This is a genomic window from Paenibacillus baekrokdamisoli, assembly GCF_003945345.1.
Classification (GTDB): Bacteria; Bacillota; Bacilli; order Paenibacillales; family Paenibacillaceae; genus Paenibacillus_Z; species Paenibacillus_Z baekrokdamisoli.
This window is the reverse complement of record NZ_AP019308.1, coordinates 2,249,622-2,271,810: the sequence shown is the minus strand read 5'-3', so window position 1 is coordinate 2,271,810 and position 22,189 is coordinate 2,249,622. Positions and strand designations below refer to the sequence as shown.

Genomic DNA, 22,189 nt, shown 5'->3' with positions numbered 1-22,189 from the left:
GTTCCATGGTTGATAAGAAATTGGCATCCCATGCTATACCAGCTGCAGCTAACTCTTTGGTTTCGGAGGGCGGCTACTATGGTAATTATGGAGGTTCATTTATTCCGGAAATTCTGGTTCCTGCTTTCGCGGAGATCAGCGAGCATTTCGAGGCGATTCGGCATGATGAAGCTTTCTGGCAGGAATATTGCACACTGCTTGCCAATTATTCAGGCCGGCCTACACCGCTTACTTATGCGGATCGGCTGACGGAGCATTTTGGCCGAGCAAAGATCTACATCAAGCGTGAGGATTTGAACCATACCGGAGCGCACAAGCTGAACAATGCACTCGGTCAAGCGATGCTTGCCAAGCGAATGGGCAAGACACGGATCATAGCAGAGACAGGAGCAGGCCAGCATGGTGTAGCGACGGCTACGGTTGCGGCTAAGCTGGGGCTATCCGCGACTATCTATATGGGACGCGAGGATATGGAACGTCAGTATGCCAATGTGTTCTGGATGAGACGGCTTGGAGCGGAAGTGGTTGCAGTCGATTATGGCTCGCAGACATTGAAGGATGCCATCAATGAGACGTTGAGAGACTGGGTATCGAGCTTTGAGACGACGCATTATGTCTTGGGAACGGCTTCAGGTGCCCATCCGTTTCCAGCTATTGTCTCCTTCTTCCAATCGATCATTGGCATTGAAGCCAAGGAACAGATTATGAAAGCGGCGGGTCAGCTGCCAAGTCGTGTCTATGCCTGTGTGGGCGGGGGATCGAATGCGCTTGGCATATTCCAGGCTTTCTTCCCTCATGATGAGGTGAAGCTTGTTGGTGTCGAAGCAGGTGGACACGGCCAAGAATCTGGCAATCATGCTGCACGTATTGCCTATGGAGTGGGAAAACCCGGCGTAGCGCAAGGCTATAAAACCTTATTCCTGCAAAACAACGATGGTCAAATGAATGATACTTACAGCATTGCTGCTGGGCTGGACTATGTGGGCGTTTCACCGATTTTGGCGGATTTATCTGAAAAGGGTCGTGTTCAATTCTTGGCGGCTACTGACGAAGAGGTAGTTGAAGCGCTCGAGATCGTGATGAAGACAGAAGGCTTGATTCCTGCACTCGAATCCACTCATGCTTTTGCAGGAGCGTTTCAAGATATTACGAAGTCCTCAAAGTCGGATATCTTCACCATTAACATGTCAGGGCGCGGGGACAAAGACATCTTTAATATAGCGGAGGGATTGCAGGATGAAGAATGGAAATCATTTATCCACCGAAAAAATAAGCAATTCGAAGATCAAGCTCACGGAGCTAATCAGTCGTAACCAAGCAGGAAAATCCATCCAGCTGATGACGCATCAAATTCTCGGTTATCCCGATTTCGATACCAATTACGAGATGCTTAGGCTGTTCAATGAGAACGGTGTTGATCTTGTTGAGCTGCAGCTTCCCTTTTCGGAGCCTATAGCGGATGGTCCTGTATTCTTGAAAGCGAATCAGACTTCTCTAGCAAGAGGGACAACGACACGGCAATGCCTGGATTTTGCCCGGCGTGTGGTGACCGATTTCCCAGCCATCTCTTTCTTGTTTATGACATATTATAATGTTGTCCTTCAATTCGGTACGGAGGCATTCGTGAAGGAATGTGCCGATATCGGCATACGCGGCTTGATTGTACCGGATGCATATCCAGAGGAAAGTGGAACATTTATGGAGGCTTGCCGCCAGCATGATGTGGAGCCGATTCTTATTGCTACTCCTTATACACCGGATCAGCGCCTCGTTTATTTGTCGGCACAGACTGGAGGATTCCTCTACTGCGCAGCGCGTAAGGGTGTGACGGGCTCAAAAACGTCATTCGGTGATGAGACGAGTGAATTCTTAAGTCGTGTTCGTGAATTCGCAAAGACACCGATCGCTGTCGGATTCGGTATCCAAAGTGGCGAGGATGTGGCTTTCCTACAGGGGAAATGCGATATCGCTATTATTGGAACTCAATTGCTGAATGTGCTGGAGAAGGAAGGCTTAATCGGCGTGGATAGATTTTTGAAATCCATTCACGCTGCTCTATGAATCGGTAGGGGAGCTGATCGTTATAGAAAAACTGCGAAGATTAGAAGAATATGCGCTGAATGGCTGGCCGGCATTCAAGACGATGCTGGATGACGGTTGGCTGCTCCGATTCGCGGATGGCTATACGAAGCGATCGAATTCGATCAGTCCTTTATACAATCAGTATGAAGAGGATATGATTAACAAGATCATGCGATGTGAAGCCTGTTATGCAAATGCCGGATTAGATACGGTGTTCAAAATGACTCCTTTTGCACCAAATGGCTTGGATCAATTGTTAGAGGAAAGAGGCTACACCATCGTAGACCCTTCCAGCGTTAAGGTTCTCGACAACTTGAATGACATAACGCTTCCCGATGTAACAGAAATTGAAGTGGAAGAGACCCTAACTTCTAAATGGTTGGACACGCTGGCGGTCATGCACAAGCTTAGTGATAAGAATAAAGCGATCACTAATCAATTATTGTCAGATTCTTATCTAAAACATGGCTATTTCATTCTCTATCACCAGTCGGAGCCTGTGGCATGCGGCCTTGGCGTATTGGAAGATCATTATGTAGGTTTGTACGATATTATCACTGCGGAAGTGCAGCGCAATCAAGGTTTTGGTGAGCAGTTGATCCTTCACATCCTTAATTGGGCGAAGATGAATGGGGCAACCAAAAGCTATCTGCTCGTCGTCCAGAACAATCTCCCTGCCAACAAGCTGTATGATAAATTAAATTATCAAGAGAGCTATTCTTATTGGTACCGAGTCAAGAAGCTCGAAGTAACGAAATAGTGAAGCTGATCACTGCGAGCTATGAAGGTCGATTCATATAACGACAAAAGGTTGTCTACCTAGGTGTATCCTTCACCTTTATAGACAACCTTTTTACTATTTTAGCTAAGATTCTCGTGTTCAGGTCGTTCCGCCAACCAATCCTCTAGTGTGGCGACGCGTTCGGGATGATTATAGCTTCTAGCAAGAAAGCCTGCTCCATGTGCAGCCATTGGATCCTGATCCGTTGGTTGGTAACGCAGGTCGACGCTCCAGCGTACCTCATCAGAGTTATTAGGCGTTGACATATGCAGACAGCGATCATTAAACAGAATAGCGCTGCCAGCGGATACGGGCAGGACAACGGTTTCTGTTTTGCCCAGCTGCTTCTCACTGAGAGCCGTATAGCCTGTTCCAGTTGTCGTTTCTTGATGCCACTTTAATAAACGCTTTCGATGTGTTTTGGGTTTAATACATAGGCAGCCATTGACTTCATTAGCATCTACGAGGGGAATCCAGACCGTAATGACAGGATTGGCATTGGCATCAGGCCAATACGATTTGTCTTGATGCCAAGGGACAGCACCAGCAGCCACTTTAGGGATTTTGGGGCGCACATTATAGACCGGATTGGAGAAGATTTCGCCGCCGATCAGGGATTCAACGGCATCAATGATCTTGGCATTACTCATCAGGTCGTAATAGCCTGGGAGTCGATCACGCCAGCTTCGTCCATACTTGAGAAAATCATCAGCTTGGAGGTCCGCAAACAATTCAGCCAAACGGTATTTGAAAGGTCGATCCTCCAGCTTATCTTCTATTAAAGAAGACTTCATTAATTCCTCCGCAATTTGTGATACCTTCTGGTTCATCGCTTCTTTTACCCCTGCTATGTCCGATTCATTCAGCAAATTTGGAAGAACAATGTACCCCTCTTCCTTGTAAAAATCAATTTGTTCTTTACTTAAACTTCCGCTGTGTATCGTTTCCATTATTGCTGTTCACCTTCCTCAGATCTGGATTTATTATTGAAAGTATAGCAGTCTCAATCGATTTGGTATTTAGATAGATGTTCGATTGTTGGTCATTACTTCCGATTAGTTTCTTTGCGATGCTTAGAATCTGATATTATATAAATAGTCATGTAATCGGGAAAGGATGGTCGGTAGATGAATATGGAACAAGCATTAACCTTACAGCCATACATTCGAGTAGCACATTTCTATTCGTTTCCTACCAATCGTAATGAAAGTGAGTCCCATCGATATGGTTATTGTTATGCCTTCCATCTGGTTCATGGAGGAAAAGGTGAAGTTTCGATCTCGAGTAGTAAATTTATCGTTAAAAAGGGGGATTTGTTATTTATTCCGCCTGGTGTTCATCACTCGTTCTACTCCAATCCGGATTATCCGCTATCCACCTTTAATATTTATTGTGAGCTCTGGAACGATAAACCGATTCAAACGGCTATTCATTTGGTATGGGATGAATCGGAGTATAATCTGGAATGGATGACCCCGACCAATCCCGAAACGAATATCGACCAACTGCCGCCCTACTTCCCTTTACAACATCAGGAGACGATGGTTGAGATCTTTGCTCATATCGTGAAGCACCATGTCAAACAAGATAAGGGTTCAGTTATTATTACAAGCCATTTGCTAAAAGCATTTATTATTGAATTTGCCCAAATTTCCGAGCAAAGGACAGTAACCGATCCGCGAATCCAAGTTATTGTAGATCGCATTAATCGCGAGGGTGCAAAGGGCTGCCGTTACGAAGAGTGGTTGACGCAAACTGGGCTTCAGAAAACACAATTTCATGAGCTCTTCAAGCAGGCAACGGGGCTGTCTCCGAAAGCTTATTGGACTAAGACGGTCATGAAGCAAGCGGCAATTTATCTGCAAGAGAGTAATGAATCGATTACCGAAATCGCGGAATACCTTGACTATTCCTCCATTCATCATTTCAGTAAGCAATTTACTCTATTCTATGGCGTGTCTCCTACCGAATATCGTATTCGTAAACGCCAATAGACCGTGCAGTTGAAATTATTCATCTAAATCTCATCGTATTCTAATGTTGAACAAGTAAGATAGAAACCAAACGGGTACATTAATTTACTTCGGCAGGAATGCGAAGAGGGAGATGGTCAGGATGAGGGTGAGAGGGCTCTTTTCTATGCTGCTCCTGCTATCTCTCTTGTACAGCCAGCAGATTGCAGCGGAAGCCAATGCACAGCAGCTTCTCATCCATCATTTTAGTTATGGATACGAACAGACAGGACTGCCGCTAGTGACCCTAACACTCACTAATTCTGGTGATTCGGTGCAGACTCCAGCCATCGATGTGACATTAACCAAAGCGGAATCCAGCTCGCAAAATTCGTATGAGGAAGAACAGATTGGGACAGCTAAGCCAAAAGGAAAGGTTCATATTTTGCCCCACAAGAGTGCAGTCGTTTCTCTATATGCAGACACACTCCTGGAAGCTGGAGATTACAAAGCTCTAATAAGAATGAAGGATTCGCATAGCAATTTTGTGAATAGCTTTGATTTCACGGTAAGTGGACAAGAGGCCGATCAAGCAAAATGGAACTTGAAGAAACACCATCAAACGATCATGAACGCTGAGCCATCGTCCTCTAATCGGGTTTGGCAAACCATCGGAATTCTAACCTTCTCTGTCCTCCTGCTAGTCATTGGAGTCATTGCTTATCAAGCGATCAAAGATTACACAAGGAAAATCAAATAAGGATTACCTATCAAATAACATAGATGGAGTGAGGAGCATTGGATTCAATTATTACGGCTATTATTCAAGGGATTGTAGAAGGGTTGACTGAGTTTTTACCCGTTTCATCGACAGGGCATTTGATTTTGAGCGGCAAATTGTTAGGATTCACAGGTGAGAAGGCAGATACCTTCGAAATCATTATTCAGTTGGGTGCCATTCTTGCAGTAGCAGTTATCTATTACCGGAGAATTCTCGCTTTGTTTGGTCTTGCCAGCTCGAAAGAATCCAGCGCACCGGCAACGAGTCATAAGTTAAACCTGATTCACATTATCTTAGCTTGTCTTCCTGCAATGGTGCTTGGGCTAGTCTTGCATTCGGTCATTAAGAATTATTTATTCTCACCCTACACGGTACTGATTGGTCTTGTTGTTGGGGGGGTATTCATGCTGTATGGTCAGAAACGACAAGCGACTGTACAAGCAGAAGGAATCGATGAGCTATCGTACAAGCAAGCGTTCTTGATCGGCCTGTTTCAATGTCTTGCTCTATGGCCTGGCTTCTCCCGATCAGGAGCGACGATTGCAGGAGGCTTGTTGATCGGAGCTAGCTATAGGGCAGCAACTAATTTCTCGTTTCTTGTTGCGATTCCAATGATGATCGCTGCGAGTGGTTACGAGCTGCTGAAGAGTTATAAATTATTAACCGCAGATGATGCGATGTTTTTCTTAACTGGTTTCGTAGTTGCCTTTGTTGTTGCCTTGTTGGCTGTGCTTACATTCCTGAAGCTGCTAGAGCGCTTCAAGCTCGCGCCATTTGCTTATTACCGTTTTGTACTGGCAGCAGTCTTCTTCATTTACTTAATCTCTTCTTAACAAAAGTCCGGGCTCAACAGCGATCGGAAGAACATTCCATCTGTGCAGCGGCTCATTGTTCGTTTCTTAAGTTCAACTTGGCACATTCTCACAGCGTGTTCTCATTTAAACTTGCTATACTTTTCAAGTAGGCATCTTCATCTTGAAGAAATTCAAATGGAGAAATGAAAGGAGATGTGCCCCATGAGAATAGTCATACTTGCTGCCGCTTTAGTAAGCGGTGTATCCCTATACGGACTAATGTTAGCTGGAAATGAATCGACAGCAATAAAGCTGGTTGTTTCAGAAGCTGGCTCATTCATCATATTTTACAGCGGTTACTATCTATTACAAATGACGAATAAAAAAGACCAGCAGATCAAGTAAGGAGCATTTCCTTACTCTTGCTAGTCTTTTTTAACATATAGAAGAAACTAACTTTGCCGCCAAGGACGGCGTTAGCCGTTTCTTCTTGTTCCAATCTATTTCAAAACAGGTATGGCTTTGGCATCTTTACTGTGACCTACGTAATTCAGTCCGTATTGTTCTTCAATCGTTCGAAGTAGGGAATAATGATTCGTTTTCGCCATGTATTTCGTTGGTTTCACCATGGGCCCAACAAGGACGGTAGGAATTCGGTTCTTCGCACTAAGATCATCTTCATCCCAAGTTAGGATGAATAAGCTATTATGCTGCTTGGCCCATTGGATGTAACCGGATAAATTAGCTTTCAACCAGTCGTCGGCTTCTTTTATCGTCCCATCGTGAATATCGTGATCCATGTTGGGTACGACGAAAGATACAGTTGGAAGCTTAGCATAATCTTTTGGGAAGCTTGTGAACGGCAGGTTTAGCTTAGGAGATACATTGGAAAAATTAACCCAAGGGTTATGTTTTCTGGCATAGCCTGTTCTCAAATCATAGGGGCCTGTATAGCCGATCTTGGGAAGTCCCTCCGAATAACCGGCGAATGTGAACCCATGATGAATTAATTCAGAAGCTAAATTAGCGGTTTGAAAAGTTTTCTTGGGCTTGCCGTCTGTAGTAACGCCAAGATTCGATCCAGCGAATAGATCGAGGTAATTCGGCTGACTAGGATGTTCAATGGCATAATGATTAGCCAGACTAGCGCCTTCCTTGAATAATTGATTCATGAATGGTGCAGATTTATTACCGACAATTTCTTTGAAGGAATGGTTCTCCTCCACGATGATGACAATATGATCGATCGTTGGTTTCTTGACGATCTTGACAAGAGATTCTCCATTTACTTGATTCGTGCGATAGCTGTAAATCCCTAATACAGTCCCAATTAAGACAAGGAGTATAAGAGAAATCTTAGTTGGTTGCAGCAGGCGGCGCATCTCTTCTCACTCCAATCTATGATGTTGTCGTTCAATGTCATAGAGTATAAGGATTTTTGTGGACAGGAACAACCCTTTTTCGAAAAGTTAATCTTTTTTTAATAACTGCTTCATAAGGAGTTTAGAACTTTGGGCTACCCTTAATAAGGGGGAAAGTAGTTTTCGCTCGCAGGATGTATGCCAAGAAGAGTCGCAAAAACTTAGCATATGCTTCCGAAGTAGTTTTCGCTCGCAGGATGTATGCCAAGAAGAATCGCAAAAACTTTTAGGAGGTAACAAATGAAGAAGAAATGGGTTGTATTGGGAAGTGCGATTGGGATTAGTACGGTGGTTATGGCTACGACAGGGATCACAGCATTAGCGGGTACTTCAGGTTATGAGAACTACAAAGAGGCCTTGAAGAATTCCAAAACGGCAAAAAGTGTGAGTGTGCAAGCAGAGGTTGTCCTTCAAGACAATGGAACAACGCTTAACAATGCCACAGGAAGCTTGAAAATCAATCTTACAAATGAGACAGCTAGTGGAACGGTTGCGATTGCAGGTCAAAACAAGAAGCAATCGCTCGATCTCTTCAAGCAATCGAATCAAACGGTATGGAAAGCAAGCGATAAGGACGTTTATTATGTCAAGTCGGAGAAGAAGGAGAAGAAACGCGAGAAGAATAATGATCCGAATGAGCAGGATTCGGCGTGGATGAGCAAACAAGCCGAGACGGTCATCGATGCTTTAGTCGGTAATTTGCAAAATGAAGTCGTTTCGGATAAGAATACCGATGGCTCTGAGCATATTTCCATGAAGCTAAGTAATGCTCAAATTCCAGCTGTGCTTCAAGCGTTGGCACCTCTAGCGTTTAAACAATTGTCTGAGAACCATCACGAGGGCAAACGGGCTTCGGATGCCAAAGAGGGGTCAGCGGAGCCGGACAAGCTGCTCGAGTCGAGCTTATTTAAACCAAGTCAATTGTCATTGACTCAGGATATCCAAATTACGAATGTATCCTTACAAGCGGATATCGATGCCAATAACTTCATTAAGAATCAGCAGTTCAGCGTCACTTTCTCCGGGAAAGATGCGAGCAGCGTCAATCATGACGTGACCATTAACGTGAATGCCCAGCTGTCGAACTACAATGCAACAACGCCTGATACGATTGACCTGAAAGGGAAGAATGTACAGCAGGTTAAGAATGATCACGGTCATTCCTTCGATGAACAAGATTAATTCATTGCATACAGCGAATAGGTAACGAACAGCAGCAGATAGGGCGATTAGGCCTTATCTGCTGTAAAAGTATTAAGGGGGATAGGGACATGTCCATATTGGAGATCAACAAGGTGAGCAAGCAATATCGCAATCAAAGAGGTATCCGCCAGATCGACCTCTCGTTGAAGAAGGGCGATGTATATGGCTTACTCGGTCCTAATGGCTCTGGGAAAACGACCCTGCTCAAAACGATCACAGGCTTGATTCGAGCAGACGAAGGAACGGTAGCCTTATTCGGCCAACGTATCGATGAAGTTGGCGGTGTGGCACTTCAACGAGTGGGCTGTATGATTGAATCTGCCGACTTTTACGACTTTATTAGTGCTTACCAGCATCTGAAGCTGGTAGCGAACTTCTATCCTTCTATTAGTGATAAGCAGATCTTCGATGTACTTGAGCTTGTTGGCTTACAAGGCGTTGCCAAAGAGAGGATTAAGCATTTCTCAACTGGTATGAAGCAGAAGCTGGCGTTAGCTGCAGCGATCTTACCGGAGCCGGAGCTTATCATCCTTGATGAACCGACGAATGGCTTGGATATTGAAGGAATTGTGTTATTTCGAGAGGTTGTTAGGCGTCTTTCAGAGGAAAAGGGAATGACCTTCATCCTCTCCAGCCATATGATTCACGAGCTGGAGCAGTTATGCAACCGTGTTGGCATTATTTATGGAGGGGCGCTTATCCAAGAAGGCAGCGTATCTGATTTACTGCAGGATGGTTTAACATTAGAGCACTATTATATCGAGCAATTACGAATGGCAAAGGAGGCATAGTGAGTTATGAACAGTCTAAAAGCCGGATACCGCAATGAGCTGCTGTTACTTGGATATCGAAGAAAGACACTTCTATTTACAATCGTTTCAGCCCTATTGCCCATTTTGCTAGCCATTTCTTTTCATGCGATTCAGCCCATTGCCGCTTTTGTCACAGTAGGAACGGCATTTCCGATAGAAATGCTAAGCATGTATACGTTATTCTGGATTCCGCTCTTTATATTTCTAACGGCTGCTGATTTATTCCCACAGGAGATTTCGACTCGAACGCTGAAGCTATCCTTGCTCAGACCGATTACGCGATTTCAAGCTTTTACGGCGAAAATGATGGCCTTAGGAAGTGCGATCGCTCTGGTGCTTGTGGTGTTGTTCATCGTTACCTTGCTGTGTAATTTGTTTCTAGGGCATACATCTGGCTTGGGCGCAGCAGATTGGTTTGGTTATGGGAAAGCCTATTTTGCCGGTTTTGTAGCCATGCTGGCACTTGCCGCTTTATTTGTTTTCATCGCCCAGTTTTTTCAAAGTGCATCAGGCTTTCTCGTCTTCTCGATTGTTATTTATGCGGTGGCAAAAGTACTTCCTTTCTTCGTCAAATCGTTTTCTGCTTTTTCGATCACCTCTTATACAGATTGGTATGTCCTTTGGCTAAGCAGCAATGTATCGGTGGGAAGGCTTTTTTCTTCCTCATTGTTTGTGCTTTCCGGTCTTGTCTTGTTTTTTTCATTGGGATATCTTATGTTTGATCGAAAAGAAGCATAGAAAGAGGAGTCGACATCGACATGTCCATTCGGCTGAAGCTGCTGCTTTCCTATGCGGCCATGTTAGTTGTACCGTTAGTACTGATCGTATTGATTTCATTGCTTATGGTTGTCGTCTTCCGTGGTGATTTGCAGAATCTCAAAAGCTTTTATGAATCCTCGGAGCAATCATTTGATCAAGAGAATTTCTACCATTTGTCCAAAGAAGTGAACCGTACGATCGAACGTAATCCGTCCTTGCTGATGGATGCCAGTTATTTAAATGATATTAGCCTAGAGATTGAGAAGAAGAAAGCGGGTCTCGTTATCCGTTCGAATGATCGCATAATCTACTCTTCCAGCAGCCTTGTTGGAATAAAGACATTAATGACGGATTTGCCGAAATATCAGCATAATGAATATCGGGAACAGAAACCCGCTAAGCGAATGGATAATGCCTTGTACGTCTTGACGCAGTTTGATTTCTCACCGAACGCTAAACAAGCGATTAGCATGTTTATTATTACGAAAGTTAACCCGGGAACGTATTATGTTCGTAAATTTTTCCCGATACTGTTCATCTCCTTACTGATCATATTGATTCTGACTCACGTTTTGCTTACTTATTTCATGTCCAAAAATATTATTAAGCCGCTTCAGCTTCTAAGAAAAGCTGCCCAGCAAATTAAAGAGGGACATTTGGATTTTGAAGTACAAGTACGAGGGAAGGATGAGATTGGCCAGCTTGGCATTGCCTTTGAAGAAATGAGGTATCAGCTCAAGCAGTCGATCCGAATGAAGCTCCAGGATGAGGAGAATCGGAAAGAGCTGATCTCAAATATCTCTCATGATCTCAAAACACCTATAACAGCAATCAAGGGTTATATCGATGGCATATTGGATGGCGTTGCCGATACACCGGAGAAATCCCAAAAATATATGCGCACCCTATCAACCAAAGCGGAGGAAATGGATCATTTGATTGATGAATTATTTCTCTATTCAAAGCTTGATATGAAACGATTGCCATTCTCCTTCGAAACCGTTGATATGCTCGCTTTTGTAACAGACTGGGCGGAGGATCAGCAATTTGAATTAGAGAAACAACAGGTTCGATTTCAGGCCAATATTCGATTGGACCCTGATGTGAAGGTTTCTATGGACCGTGACAAATTTAAACGGGTACTTAATAATGTCATTGAGAACAGTGTCAAATATATGGATAAAGAGGATAAACAGATTCATTTGACGGCATACATGGATCCTATGTCAATAGAGATGGAAATTTCTGATAACGGTCAAGGTATTGAGCCGGAGTCTCTTGCTCATATTTTTGAACGGTTTTATCGTGCGGAGGAATCGAGAAGCTCGCTTACGGGCGGTACTGGATTAGGGCTTGCTATTGCCAAACAGATTATGGATGGGCATGGCGGAGAGATTGCTGCCTCTAGTGAGTTAGAAAGGGGTACGGTGATCAAGCTGACGCTTCCGCTGCTGCCAATGAGGGATAACTAATATGCAAACGATTTTATTAATCGAGGATGAACAGAGCATCGCTGAATTGCAGCGAGATTACTTGGAAGTGGTCGGTTATCACGTCGATATGGCTTCCAATGGCGAGATCGGACTTCACATGGGCTTGAACGGTAATTATGATTTAATTATTCTGGATGTTATGCTTCCCAAGATGAATGGCTTTGATATTTGCAAGAAGATTAGGGAAAAGAAAGATATACCGATTCTGATGGTGTCTGCGCGTACGGAGGATATTGATATTATCCGTGGCCTAGGCCTTGGAGCGGATGACTACGTAACGAAGCCGTTTAAGCCTGCAGAGCTTGTTGCTAGGGTCAAAGCTCATCTAGCCCGTTATGAACGATTAATCGGAGTGAAGGAAACAAGAAACGAAGTCCATATTCGTGGCCTGTTCATGGATTATGATACGCGAAGCGTGTATGTTCACGACAGTGAGATTATACTCACGACTAAAGAGTTCGAGCTGCTCTATTTTCTCGCGATTCACCCAAACCGAGTATTTAGTAAAGATCAATTATTCGAGAAGGTATGGGGAATAGATGCTTTAGGCGATACACAGACGGTTACGGTCCATATTCGCAAAGTGCGAGAGAAAATTGAGCTTAACGCTGCTGATCCACAATATATCGAGACGTTATGGGGGGCTGGCTACCGATTCAGAGTCTAAAAGAAATGATGGAGGAGGGATGCAGGATGGAGCCGCTACTCCGGTTCGAACGGTTATCCAAAACAATTGCCGGCCATACACCTAGGCTGCTGTTCAAAGAAATAGCAGCTAGTGTCATGCCGTCTGACAAAATTGCGATCGTAGGTCCGTCAGGACAAGGGAAAAGCACGCTGCTTCGTATTTTATCGCTTCTTGAGCTCCATGATGCCGGAACTATTTATTTGCAGGAAGTTTGCTCCACGGCATGGCAGCCCAAGGATTGGAGGAAGAAAGTCTGCTATGTCGCTCAGCAGCCCTTCATGCTGGAGGGTTCTGTTGAGGATAATCTAAGAGCTGTAAGCAAGCTTCATCGCTCCGAATATGACAGTCAAGCCGCGGAAGAGCTTCTCTCGAAGCTCGGTCTTGCCGGGATAGATAAGTCGACTCATGCAGCCACACTGTCTGGTGGAGAGAAGCAGCGAATCTCTCTGATCCGATCGCTGCTGCTGCGTGCAGAGATTATTCTGTTGGATGAAATCACGGCCTCCTTAGACCATCATCATAAACTAGCTGTCGAACAGGTGTTGGAGGAGTGGCAGGCTGCAACCGGTGCAGCTTGGATTTGGATTACGCATGATATGGAACAAGCGGCTAGGGTTGCGAACCAGATCTGGGTGATAGAAGATGGAAGCTTGACGATACATAAGGATACTCAAAAATTCTTCTCAACCTTATCTCTCAAAGAGGGCGTGGAGGAATAATGTTCTGGGAAGGAGCCGTTTAGCTGATGTCACTTTTTGCGCTATCCATGACACTTATATTTGTGGCCTTCGCCATATTTATCTCGATCTGGCAAAAACTCGGCCTAGAGAAAGACCTCTTCATTGGAACGGTACGATCGGCCATACAGCTCTTATTAGTTGGTTATGTGCTTCAATATGTCTTTCAATCGGATAACCCTCTCATCATCCTCTTCATCCTGCTTCTTATGATTGCTGTTGCGACATGGAATGTATTCAGACGGAATAAAACGCTCAAAGGAGCTGCTATTCGAATTGGTGCAGCGCTGTGTATGACAGAAATAATTACGGTAGGCCTGCTGCTTGTCCTTAGAATTATTCCTTTTTCCTCGACCTATATCATTCCCATCAGCGGGATGACAATTGGCAATTCCATGGTGGTAGCCAGTCTCTACCTCAATCAGATGAACCGTGAAATAACAGCCAATCATGGAGAAGTTGAAACGCTGCTTGCGCTTGGGGCAGGAGCGAAGCAAGCGATTCATCCTCTGATGAAGCGAGCAACGAAGTCCAGCATGATTCCAACGATAGATGGCATGAAGACCGTTGGCTTAGTTCAGCTTCCAGGCATGATGACAGGCATGATTATTGCGGGAGCCAGCCCGCTTGAAGCGGTGAGGTATCAAATCTTAATCGTGTTTGCCTTTGCTTCATCCGCTGCGTTAACTAGTATCATGCTTAGCATGCTGACCTATCGCCTCTGGTTTACGAAACAGGATTCGTTAATAAAGGTCTAACACGGTTAGTATGTTAGCCGTGAAATTTGGCGGTGAAATTCCAGTATTCCCATTTCTCATCTCATTCTAATGTGATTCTCCTTAGGCTCTCAGAACGATTGGTTACAATAGCAATTGTAAGCAATCCATCATACACGAGGCAAATGCTTACGATGTAGTTTTGTTTGGAAGAAACGCAATACGTTGCTCTCAGGCAAAGCATCACAAAAACATTAGGAGGAACAAGAAATGAACAAGAAACTGATGATCGCTGCACTAGCCGTAACTCTTATTGGAGGAGGAATAGCAGGGTCTGCTTTGCTTCCATCAGCAAATGCTGATTCCCAGACTAAGCAGGTTACACAGTCGACGACGACACAGCCCGACACAGACAAGGAAGTTGCTGACGACCAAGCAGGTCAAGCAAATACAGACAAAGAAGTTGCTGACGATCAAGCGGGTCAGGCAAATACAGACAAAGAAGTTGCTGATGATCAAGCAGGTAAGGCAGATACAGACAAGGAAGTTGCTGACGACCAAGCAGGTAAGGCAAATACAGACAAAGAAGTTGCTGATGATCAAGCAGGTCAAGCAGGTCAAGCAGGTCAAGCAGATACAGACAAAGAAGTTGCTGACGACCAAAGCGCTAACGCTGCTCCAAGCGCTGCTGCTATTACAAAGGAACAGAGTATTGAGCTTGCTAAGAAACAATATCCAGGCGGTACAGTGAAAACAGCAAAACTTGAATCCGAGAATGGGAAATCCGCTTATGCGATTACAATAACAGACGCCAAAGGTACGGAGCATGAAATTACGATCGATGCTGCGGGCGGAACTGTTATCCCTGAGAATGATTAAGCTTTGCAGATAAGGAATACGATGACCTAAGCAGAAATTGCTTAGGTTTTTTGGCTCTAAACCATAATCAGTACAGCCACCAAGAATAACAATAGCGAAGCAGATGGAATCGTTCTGAAGAAGCGATAGCGTTCGCCTTTGTCCCCTTATTTCTACCCCTAAGGGATAGAATCAAGAAATAGGGAGACAACAGCGATCGTAAGAATGATCCGTCAGCAAAGCGGGCTTCTACGCACAAGACTTCGAATTTATCAAGCACTTATTTTAGTTTTGAACCGGTTTATTATCTTTTGCAAACCATGATATCAGTAAGAATTGTGCATAATAGGATAGAGTTTCATGAGAGGCAGGATGGGGATGATAACGATGGGTACGCAGGTGTTGGTTGTTGAGGATGAGGAAAAAATATCGCGATTGCTCCAATTAGAGCTTTCCTATGAAGGTTATGAGGTTGAAATTGCAGCTGACGGAAGAGAAGCACTCGAGAAAGCAACGACAAGAGCATGGGATGTCATTTTATTAGATGTCATGCTGCCAGAGATGACGGGCATTGAGGTGCTAAGAAGAATACGAAAGGTCGATACGCTAACACCGATTATCATGCTGACAGCTAGGAATTCAACACCAGACAAAGTGAATGGACTTGATCAGGGAGCGAATGATTATGTAACAAAGCCTTTTGAAATCGAGGAGCTGCTAGCCAGAATAAGAGCGTGTATTCGTACGCGTGCCGACGAAACGGAAGCTGAGAATTCTGCACAGATTCAGCTTGATGATCTGTCTCTGGATCGGAATACACGAGAAGTCATTCGTGATGGCATTCCGATTGAACTAACACCTAAGGAATACGATCTCCTCCTATTCCTCATGGAGAATAAGAATCATGTTCTGGATCGAGAGCAGATTATTAAGCAGGTATGGGGTTATGACTTTCTAGGTGACACCAATATTGTGGATGTCTACATTCGCTATATTCGAAAAAAGGTGGACAGTGATTACCCTTCCAAATTAATTCAAACGATTCGTGGAGTCGGCTATTGTATGAAGGAGGATAAGCGTGAAGCTCAAGAATAAAATCACGTTATTGACCTCACTATGGGTCGTTTGCATTCTACTGCTTGTTGATTGTACCGTATATCTCCTTTTCATTCGTATCGCTACCGAGAACGAGAAGGAATCCTTATTATCCAAATCGGAACAGATTATTGAGAAAATCGGACCTGATGCTCTTCTACAGCGCAAAAATCTAAAGGAGCTTATGCTGCTTCTGCCCCAGGACACGGTCATTCGAATTGTCAGTCCCCAATCGGCAATCGTCAACTTGATTAAGGACGAAGAAAATATGAATTTACCGCCTATCAAGACAGTTTCGGAAGCCGAATCGGAGCTGGTAGAAGGTAATGGAAGTAAAGTAGTCATCGTTCGCATGCCGATTATATCCAACAATCAAATTATCGGAACCTTCGAAATGGCAGAAAGAATGGAAGCACTCGATTCCAGCATTAGTTTACTCATTACCTTGCTGCTCGCCTCAACTGGGGGAGCCGTACTTCTTAGTATACTTGGAGGGACTTTCATCTCGAGAACGGTCATTAAGCCGATCTCTACGAGTATTCAAACGATGCAGGAGATTGAGGAGAGCTTAACCTTCAAGAAAATTCCTTCAGCTGGCGCGGCTAAGGACGAGATGTTCCAGATGACAGAAACATTTAACCGAATGATTGACCGTCTAGAGGAAAGCTTCGCCAAGCAGCAGCAATTCGTATCGGATGCCTCGCATGAGCTGAACACAACCCTTACGATCGTTGAAGGGTACGCGAATATGCTTCGACGCTGGGGGACTAAAGATGCACGTATTCAGAAGGAATCCATTGATAACATCTACGATGAATCCAAACGTATGCGTAAAATGACGGAGCAGCTGCTGGAGCTCGCTTCATCAGGTAAAGGCTTAAAGCTGGAAACTGTACCCATGGATCTCGTAGATTGCTGCGAGCAGGTTCTATCCCTTGTTACCAAATTGCATGAGAATCGAGACATTGATCTGTCCACATCCGGGCATCGTCCAATTCTAATAGCTGATCCTATGAAAATAAAGCAGCTCTTGCTTATTCTATTGGATAATGCGCTGAAATATAGCGAGGATCGAATCGAATTGTCTGTTCGAACGGAGAAGAATATCGTTGAAATTCATGTGAAGGATAAAGGTATTGGCATCCCCAAGGATCAAACGGCCCTTGTTTTTGAACGCTTCTATCGAGTGGATCAAGCCCGTCAGCGCAAGACCGGAGGGACCGGTCTTGGACTACCAATCGCCAAATCGATTGTTCTCGAGCATCACGGAACGATTCAAATTGTAAGCGGAGAAGGCGACGGTACTGAGGTTATTATTAAGCTGCCTAAGGCATCGACTGACTAAAGGGCTCAGGCGCTGGCCCTGATTGCTCCGATCTTAAGTAGAGGAGCAGTCCGATGATCACAAAAGCGCCTCCGATGAGCTGGAAGCCAGTCACCATTTCGTGAAATAGCAGCATACCAAGCAAGCTAGAGCCAATCGGTTCAGCCAGTACTGACATCGATATCGTGGTTGCTTTCACATACTGGAGCAGCCAATTAAAGATCATATGGCCGAATACGGTCGGTACAATGGCTAACAGCAGGAATACGAACCATTCCTTGACGGGGTACTGCAGCATTGAAATCCCCATAGCCAGGTTGTAGACGAGGAAGCAAAGGAAGGTGATCGCAAATACAATTATGCTATACAGATAAGAAGGCACACGAGTAATAATTCGCTTGGCAATGAGCATATTCACAGCAACAGCCAGTGCGCCGAGAAAGGATAACACGTCACCGTTGAATGCACTCCGCGTAATACCGATGTCTCCAGATCCTACGAAGAACGCTCCGATCAGCGCGACCACCATTCCGATTAACATCAGCTTATTTGGTTTGTCCTTGAATATAAAGTAAGCACCGACCATTACGAAGACAGGCTCCAAGGATAGAATAATGGTTGAGCTAGCGATTGACGTATAGTTCAGAGAAGCCATCCATAGCAGAAAATGGACTGCCAAGAAGAATCCTGCAGCGCCCAGCAGGAGCCAGTCTTTTCTCGATATAGCACCGATCGATTTGAACTGCTTGGTTCCAAACGGAAGCATGATAATGACAGTGAAGAGCATACGGTACATTCCTTGAACCGATACAGGTGCATCAGAATAACGGACAAGAATAGGTGCAAACGAGATCGCAATCATCCCAACAAGCAAGGGGAGGATAGGCGAGATCGATTGAGAAGATGATTTCAAAGCTAAAACTCCTTCATAATGGCTGTAGCTAGCTTATTTTACAGCCGTTTCTCCTAAAGATCAATGAGGGATGATGCTAAAACAAAAGGTATGATTTGCCAATGTGTGAAAAAACGGATATGTGAGTGACACTCCTGAGCTGAAGAATGATTCGCCATAAACGAAGTCGTTGGTTTATACTACAAGAGTATAGAAGTTTTGCATAAAGTTTGACTTCAAGTAGGAATGATGGTTCATAGATATGGTATAAAATAGGGGGTAATGTAGGATGTCAGAGTACCGTGATTATTCATCGATTTCCATCCAATACATCGGTCAGGTTGGTCTTATTTGTCGCAGGAATGGATTTAATGTCGCGATTGATCCTTTTTTAACAGGCTCCGAAGAACGTCTCCCTGACTCTCCGCCTTCCTTTTGGGTTCGGCGTTATGAACCGCCTATTCAGGCAGAATCATTGACAGACCTTGATCTTGTTCTATGTACACATGAGCATTCGGATCATTTGGACCCCGAAACATTGAAAGCGATTGCAGCCGCATCTCCTGCATGTCAATTCGCAGCACCGCGTGCTTGTTTACCATTATTAGCGCAAATCGGAATACCCACTGAAAGACTGCAAGCGTTAAAGGTAGGTACTCCTTTAGAATGTGGAGGCAGCTTGATCATTCATCCGATTCCTGCTTGGCATGAAGAGAGAGAGGTAGATGAAGATGGCTGGGATCGTTATCTTGGTTACCTATTGGATTGGGACGGGATCATGGTCTATCATGCAGGAGATACACTAGTTACAGAAAAGCTAATTGAATCGCTGCATGCTTTTACAATCGATCTTGGTTTCTTGCCGATCAATGGGAGAGATTTGTTCCGCAACCGTCTTGGCATTGATGGCAATATGAATGCGCGAGAAGCGGCAGGTCTTGCAAGGGAACTGAAGATGGAGACGGTCGTTCCCCTCCACTTTGATCTTTTTCCGAATAATAGTGAAGGCATCGCTGAGTTTGTGGATGAATTATTTCAGCGTTATCAGGGACAAAAATATCATGTTTTCCAGCCTGGTGAGATATGGATATATATGAAAAGGAAATAAAGCTGAGGCAAGTATGACTTCTCTTATGGTGAGTATGATTACCGATAGGGTGGTGTTGACGTATGCTTCCTCTCATCAATATGCAGATCAATCTCATTCAAGAAGATGGATGCAGAGTGATGAACATCGAAAGAACAAGGGAAGGTAATGCCCTAATTCTTTATACAACCTCGCAAGGCTGCGATATCTTCGCAAGAATTGTTTACCCTTCAGGCGTAGCAACTAGGAGATATCTTAATGATCTGGCTATGTTTGTTCAGAAGAAGCCCCATGATAATGCCTATAAGCTGCTATACATAAGAATACTCGGCGACAAAATGAACTGCGGCTATGGTACGCTCATGATGAATCAGCTGCTCGCTAGAGCGAAGCAAAACAAGATTGACTACATCGAGGGTCATATGCAGGATGCCACAAGCCAGGAGCATGATGCCAGATTGCGACATTTTTATACCAAATTCGGGTTTACCATTGATGCTGATCGGCAGATTTTATGGCGGCCCGAAGAGTACTGTCACTTCTACTGACATGAAGGGAAAGGGAGAATGTCAGCTACATCGCTGAATGGATAATGGAAAGTGGCAAATTGTGAAGCGTAGAGATATTGAAGCAGAAAAAGCTCCCCGGAATGCACGCTGCAGAGCACACCGGAGACACCTTGACCGTTCTTCAATGATAAGCCGACCTGATGCCCGATCAAATGCATCGCTTTTTGCTGAATCGGCGTCATACTGCTTATATTCTGATTTGGATTCTGGTTGGTCTGATTCGGGTTTGGCATGAACATCGTATCATCCACCTATTCCTTACGAACTTAAGAAACGAACAAAGAGCCGCTGCACAGATGGAATGTTCTTCCGATCGCTGTTGAGCCCGGATTTCTTGTTTTGTCCCCTGATAAGGGGGAAATCCGGTCTCAAAGGCGAACGCTGACGCTTCTCCAGAATCATCCATCTGCTCCACTCACTTGTTATATCTCTAGTTCAACTCATATAGCTTTGAAAGTATATCTTATGCGTGCCCAATGTGTTATCTACTGGATAAGAGCCTAATTTGAACAGAACATATCTATGACGTATAGCAAACGAAGAGAATAGGCAGGTGTGAATTGCCCAAAAAGGGGCTGTCCCACAAGTCATTTTTGGAAATTAAAGCTCCCATTTTTCTCGTGATATTAGGTTGAAAAAGAGGATCAAAATAAATGAAGTGCATGCCATTACTTAACAAAAGCGAAGCGGACGGAATCGTTCTGAAGAAGCGATAGCGTTCGCCTTTGTCTCCTTATTTCTACCCCTAAGGGATAGAATCAGGAAATAGGGAGACAACAGCGATCGTAAGAATGATCCGTACGCGCAGCGGGCTTCATTGCACAATACTTCGAATTTATCATGCTGATTATGGTTTAGAGCCACAAAAGAACCTTCTTTTCCACTTTTTCAGCGAAGGTTTCTTTTGCACTTTTTATGGGATAGACTCACTCGGGTGTACCCTTTTGGGACAGCCACTTTTTGACGATTGATTTTATGTCACTTTTCGTTTTGCAAACTGTTTAGCTATTCTCCTTATGAGGTAAGCAGTCAATATTGCACCAGTCGCGCAGAATATGAAAGCGATTAGGGTTCGCAGAGTAATCGATCCTTCAGGAAGTATAAGGTCAGCAGCTTGTGAGCTATATCGGAGCACATAAGCATGGGCAAGATAGGCAGTGTAAGAATAGGAGCCAGCGATAATAATTAATTTGCGCAGGGGAGCTGGAGCAGTTTGATTGAAACTCATCGCGAATAGATACATGGCAAAGATAGAGAAAGTAAGGAATACGGCCATAATTGGACGAAGTAATGACAGATCATCATACCGAATAGACATGGTCGGATAAAGCTTGAAATGTGCAACAACGATGAACAGCATAACGATGACTAGGGCTGCGTAAGCTGCTGCAAGGATATAGCGATAACGGATGAGCCAAGACCGCCAATAATCAAGATAAAGACCTGCGGCAGCGCCTAGTGCAAAGTAAAAGAAGTACATGATGGCATTGCGATCCAAATAGGAGTTAAAGAAGGCCGTCCAGAAGGGCTGGTGAAGCTGGATCGAACCTCTGTATAGAATGCCAGCCTTGTCCATAAGCAGTAAATAGAGGAGTCCAAGAGCCAGGATAAGAAGTGCAGCCTTGGAAGCAGATTGAGGTTTCCATTTCTTGACCGCTCGTTGAAGAAGGGGGAAAAGCAAGTAGAACTGAACAATCATCACGATGTACCAAAGGTGATAGGAGGCTTTTCCCGTCACAGCCATTCTTCCAAGTCGATATAGGGAGTCGGGCGCGAATAGGTTAAGATGCTGGAATGCAATCGCGTATAAGAGAACCCAGGGTAAATAAGGCAGCACAATATCCTTGAATCGTTTACGAAGGAAGACGCCGTAGCGGATATCTCCGTCATAGTTATAGAAAAGCACCATTCCGGTGATGAATACAAATAGTGGAACGGCGAACTTTGCCAGCAGCAGCAGGAGACCAAGAATCACACCATCCTCAAGTCTCGTGTTAGGAAGAGGGAAATAATGAGCAATGGAATGCTGCAGCACGACGGCTAAAAAAGCGAAGCCTCGCAAAATTTCGATTTCTTCGATTCTAGGTTTATGGAGCTTGTTCATGTATAATCCTCACTAATCTATGGGTTCATAAAGGATGACCC

Annotated in this window: 24 protein-coding genes; 19 read left to right on the top strand and 5 right to left on the bottom strand. The window is 44.4% G+C overall.

Annotated elements, in window-relative coordinates:
- The first annotated feature begins 5 nt into the window (after window positions 1–5).
- The 3 genes from trpB to EKN16_RS10060 are packed head-to-tail and all read left to right on the top strand — an operon-like array spanning window position 6 to window position 2,842.
- Window positions 6–1,313, top strand: a complete 1,308-nt coding sequence (gene trpB, locus EKN16_RS10070) for a tryptophan synthase subunit beta (RefSeq protein WP_125656059.1) — start codon at window positions 6–8, stop codon at window positions 1,311–1,313.
- Window positions 1,237–2,061 carry a tryptophan synthase subunit alpha gene (trpA, locus tag EKN16_RS10065; RefSeq protein WP_125656056.1) on the top strand — a complete coding sequence of 275 codons (825 nt, stop codon included), beginning with the start codon at window positions 1,237–1,239 and terminating at the stop codon, window positions 2,059–2,061. Before trpB ends, trpA begins: the two co-directional genes overlap by 77 nt.
- A complete protein-coding gene (locus EKN16_RS10060; protein ID WP_456299621.1) occupies window positions 2,051–2,842 on the top strand; it encodes a GNAT family N-acetyltransferase in 792 nt (263 codons plus the stop codon). Before trpA ends, EKN16_RS10060 begins: the two co-directional genes overlap by 11 nt.
- A gap of 101 nt (window positions 2,843–2,943) precedes the next feature.
- Here the strand turns inward: EKN16_RS10060 and EKN16_RS10055 are convergent, their stop codons facing one another.
- Window positions 2,944–3,813 (bottom strand): phytanoyl-CoA dioxygenase family protein, encoded by an 870-nt coding sequence (locus EKN16_RS10055; protein WP_125656050.1) that lies wholly within the window; start codon window positions 3,811–3,813, stop codon window positions 2,944–2,946.
- A gap of 177 nt (window positions 3,814–3,990) precedes the next feature.
- On the opposite strand from EKN16_RS10055, the gene EKN16_RS10050 reads away from it, so the two are divergent.
- The 4 genes from EKN16_RS10050 (at window position 3,991) to EKN16_RS10035 (ending at window position 6,795) form a co-directional block, all read left to right on the top strand.
- A complete protein-coding gene (locus EKN16_RS10050) occupies window positions 3,991–4,857 on the top strand; it encodes a helix-turn-helix domain-containing protein (RefSeq protein ID WP_125656047.1) in 867 nt (288 codons plus the stop codon).
- Window positions 4,858–4,978: 121 nt separating this feature from the next.
- Window positions 4,979–5,575, top strand: a complete 597-nt coding sequence (locus EKN16_RS10045; RefSeq protein ID WP_125656044.1) for a hypothetical protein — start codon at window positions 4,979–4,981, stop codon at window positions 5,573–5,575.
- 38 nt (window positions 5,576–5,613) lie between these two features.
- Window positions 5,614–6,429, top strand: coding sequence for an undecaprenyl-diphosphate phosphatase (gene bacA, locus EKN16_RS10040; protein WP_125656041.1), 816 nt, complete (start codon window positions 5,614–5,616; stop codon window positions 6,427–6,429).
- A 183-nt stretch (window positions 6,430–6,612) separates the two neighbouring features.
- Complete coding sequence (locus EKN16_RS10035; RefSeq protein ID WP_125656038.1) at window positions 6,613–6,795, top strand: hypothetical protein; 183 nt, start codon at window positions 6,613–6,615, stop codon at window positions 6,793–6,795.
- A gap of 95 nt (window positions 6,796–6,890) precedes the next feature.
- On the opposite strand, the gene EKN16_RS10030 is transcribed toward EKN16_RS10035, so the two are convergent.
- Window positions 6,891–7,772, bottom strand: coding sequence for an alkaline phosphatase family protein (locus EKN16_RS10030; protein WP_125656036.1), 882 nt, complete (start codon window positions 7,770–7,772; stop codon window positions 6,891–6,893).
- A 279-nt stretch (window positions 7,773–8,051) separates the two neighbouring features.
- On the opposite strand from EKN16_RS10030, the gene EKN16_RS10025 reads away from it, so the two are divergent.
- From EKN16_RS10025 to EKN16_RS09980, 10 genes are all read left to right on the top strand, one after another.
- Complete coding sequence (locus tag EKN16_RS10025; protein WP_125656033.1) at window positions 8,052–8,993, top strand: hypothetical protein; 942 nt, start codon at window positions 8,052–8,054, stop codon at window positions 8,991–8,993.
- 89 nt (window positions 8,994–9,082) lie between these two features.
- Window positions 9,083–9,805 carry an ABC transporter ATP-binding protein gene (locus EKN16_RS10020; protein WP_125656030.1) on the top strand — a complete coding sequence of 241 codons (723 nt, stop codon included), beginning with the start codon at window positions 9,083–9,085 and terminating at the stop codon, window positions 9,803–9,805.
- A 6-nt stretch (window positions 9,806–9,811) separates the two neighbouring features.
- A complete protein-coding gene (locus tag EKN16_RS10015; protein ID WP_125656027.1) occupies window positions 9,812–10,564 on the top strand; it encodes an ABC transporter permease in 753 nt (250 codons plus the stop codon).
- 20 nt (window positions 10,565–10,584) lie between these two features.
- On the top strand, window positions 10,585–12,057 hold the full coding sequence (locus EKN16_RS10010) for a sensor histidine kinase (protein WP_125656024.1): 1,473 nt from the start codon (window positions 10,585–10,587) through the stop codon (window positions 12,055–12,057).
- Between the two features lies 1 nt (window position 12,058).
- Window positions 12,059–12,745, top strand: coding sequence for a response regulator transcription factor (locus EKN16_RS10005; protein WP_125656021.1), 687 nt, complete (start codon window positions 12,059–12,061; stop codon window positions 12,743–12,745).
- Window positions 12,746–12,771: 26 nt separating this feature from the next.
- A complete protein-coding gene (locus tag EKN16_RS10000) occupies window positions 12,772–13,485 on the top strand; it encodes an ABC transporter ATP-binding protein (protein ID WP_164522754.1) in 714 nt (237 codons plus the stop codon).
- Between the two features lie 26 nt (window positions 13,486–13,511).
- Window positions 13,512–14,261, top strand: coding sequence for an ABC transporter permease (locus EKN16_RS09995; RefSeq protein WP_125656011.1), 750 nt, complete (start codon window positions 13,512–13,514; stop codon window positions 14,259–14,261).
- A gap of 228 nt (window positions 14,262–14,489) precedes the next feature.
- Window positions 14,490–15,098, top strand: a complete 609-nt coding sequence (locus EKN16_RS09990; RefSeq protein ID WP_125656008.1) for a PepSY domain-containing protein — start codon at window positions 14,490–14,492, stop codon at window positions 15,096–15,098.
- A gap of 366 nt (window positions 15,099–15,464) precedes the next feature.
- The gene (locus tag EKN16_RS09985) at window positions 15,465–16,172 is read left to right on the top strand and encodes a response regulator transcription factor (RefSeq protein WP_125666079.1); all 708 of its coding nucleotides are present in this window, start codon (window positions 15,465–15,467) and stop codon (window positions 16,170–16,172) included.
- Complete coding sequence (locus EKN16_RS09980; protein ID WP_125656005.1) at window positions 16,156–17,517, top strand: HAMP domain-containing sensor histidine kinase; 1,362 nt, start codon at window positions 16,156–16,158, stop codon at window positions 17,515–17,517. The genes EKN16_RS09985 and EKN16_RS09980 overlap by 17 nt, the downstream gene beginning before the upstream one ends.
- Here the strand turns inward: EKN16_RS09980 and EKN16_RS09975 are convergent.
- Window positions 17,498–18,409, bottom strand: a complete 912-nt coding sequence (locus tag EKN16_RS09975; RefSeq protein ID WP_232016342.1) for a DMT family transporter — start codon at window positions 18,407–18,409, stop codon at window positions 17,498–17,500. The genes EKN16_RS09980 and EKN16_RS09975 overlap by 20 nt on opposite strands.
- 268 nt (window positions 18,410–18,677) lie before the next feature.
- On the opposite strand from EKN16_RS09975, the gene EKN16_RS09970 reads away from it, so the two are divergent.
- Complete coding sequence (locus EKN16_RS09970) at window positions 18,678–19,496, top strand: MBL fold metallo-hydrolase (protein ID WP_125656002.1); 819 nt, start codon at window positions 18,678–18,680, stop codon at window positions 19,494–19,496.
- Between the two features lie 62 nt (window positions 19,497–19,558).
- Window positions 19,559–20,023, top strand: coding sequence for an N-acetyltransferase (locus tag EKN16_RS09965; protein WP_125655999.1), 465 nt, complete (start codon window positions 19,559–19,561; stop codon window positions 20,021–20,023).
- Here EKN16_RS09965 and EKN16_RS09960 read toward each other — a convergent pair.
- The gene (locus EKN16_RS09960; RefSeq protein WP_311546700.1) at window positions 20,017–20,283 is read right to left on the bottom strand and encodes a hypothetical protein; all 267 of its coding nucleotides are present in this window, start codon (window positions 20,281–20,283) and stop codon (window positions 20,017–20,019) included. The genes EKN16_RS09965 and EKN16_RS09960 overlap by 7 nt on opposite strands.
- Before the next feature lie 734 nt (window positions 20,284–21,017).
- Complete coding sequence (locus EKN16_RS09955; RefSeq protein WP_125655996.1) at window positions 21,018–22,148, bottom strand: acyltransferase; 1,131 nt, start codon at window positions 22,146–22,148, stop codon at window positions 21,018–21,020.
- Window positions 22,149–22,189: the final 41 nt, after the last annotated feature.

What these genes read in the sequence shown, in the direction of transcription:
- trpB (WP_125656059.1), top strand. Translation starts at nt 6, where the DNA reads ATGGTTGATAAGAAATTGGCATCCCATGCTATACCAGCTGCAGCTAAC.
- trpA (WP_125656056.1), top strand. Translation starts at nt 1,237, where the DNA reads ATGAAGAATGGAAATCATTTATCCACCGAAAAAATAAGCAATTCGAAG.
- EKN16_RS10055 (WP_125656050.1), bottom strand. Translation starts at nt 3,813, where the DNA reads ATGGAAACGATACACAGCGGAAGTTTAAGTAAAGAACAAATTGATTTT.
- EKN16_RS10050 (WP_125656047.1), top strand. Translation starts at nt 3,991, where the DNA reads ATGAATATGGAACAAGCATTAACCTTACAGCCATACATTCGAGTAGCA.
- EKN16_RS10045 (WP_125656044.1), top strand. Translation starts at nt 4,979, where the DNA reads ATGAGGGTGAGAGGGCTCTTTTCTATGCTGCTCCTGCTATCTCTCTTG.
- EKN16_RS10035 (WP_125656038.1), top strand. Translation starts at nt 6,613, where the DNA reads ATGAGAATAGTCATACTTGCTGCCGCTTTAGTAAGCGGTGTATCCCTA.
- EKN16_RS10030 (WP_125656036.1), bottom strand. Translation starts at nt 7,772, where the DNA reads ATGCGCCGCCTGCTGCAACCAACTAAGATTTCTCTTATACTCCTTGTC.
- EKN16_RS10025 (WP_125656033.1), top strand. Translation starts at nt 8,052, where the DNA reads ATGAAGAAGAAATGGGTTGTATTGGGAAGTGCGATTGGGATTAGTACG.
- EKN16_RS10020 (WP_125656030.1), top strand. Translation starts at nt 9,083, where the DNA reads ATGTCCATATTGGAGATCAACAAGGTGAGCAAGCAATATCGCAATCAA.
- EKN16_RS10015 (WP_125656027.1), top strand. Translation starts at nt 9,812, where the DNA reads ATGAACAGTCTAAAAGCCGGATACCGCAATGAGCTGCTGTTACTTGGA.
- EKN16_RS10010 (WP_125656024.1), top strand. Translation starts at nt 10,585, where the DNA reads ATGTCCATTCGGCTGAAGCTGCTGCTTTCCTATGCGGCCATGTTAGTT.
- EKN16_RS10005 (WP_125656021.1), top strand. Translation starts at nt 12,059, where the DNA reads ATGCAAACGATTTTATTAATCGAGGATGAACAGAGCATCGCTGAATTG.
- EKN16_RS10000 (WP_164522754.1), top strand. Translation starts at nt 12,772, where the DNA reads ATGGAGCCGCTACTCCGGTTCGAACGGTTATCCAAAACAATTGCCGGC.
- EKN16_RS09995 (WP_125656011.1), top strand. Translation starts at nt 13,512, where the DNA reads ATGTCACTTTTTGCGCTATCCATGACACTTATATTTGTGGCCTTCGCC.
- EKN16_RS09990 (WP_125656008.1), top strand. Translation starts at nt 14,490, where the DNA reads ATGAACAAGAAACTGATGATCGCTGCACTAGCCGTAACTCTTATTGGA.
- EKN16_RS09985 (WP_125666079.1), top strand. Translation starts at nt 15,465, where the DNA reads ATGGGTACGCAGGTGTTGGTTGTTGAGGATGAGGAAAAAATATCGCGA.
- EKN16_RS09970 (WP_125656002.1), top strand. Translation starts at nt 18,678, where the DNA reads ATGTCAGAGTACCGTGATTATTCATCGATTTCCATCCAATACATCGGT.
- EKN16_RS09965 (WP_125655999.1), top strand. Translation starts at nt 19,559, where the DNA reads ATGCTTCCTCTCATCAATATGCAGATCAATCTCATTCAAGAAGATGGA.
- EKN16_RS09960 (WP_311546700.1), bottom strand. Translation starts at nt 20,283, where the DNA reads ATGTTCATGCCAAACCCGAATCAGACCAACCAGAATCCAAATCAGAAT.
- EKN16_RS09955 (WP_125655996.1), bottom strand. Translation starts at nt 22,148, where the DNA reads ATGAACAAGCTCCATAAACCTAGAATCGAAGAAATCGAAATTTTGCGA.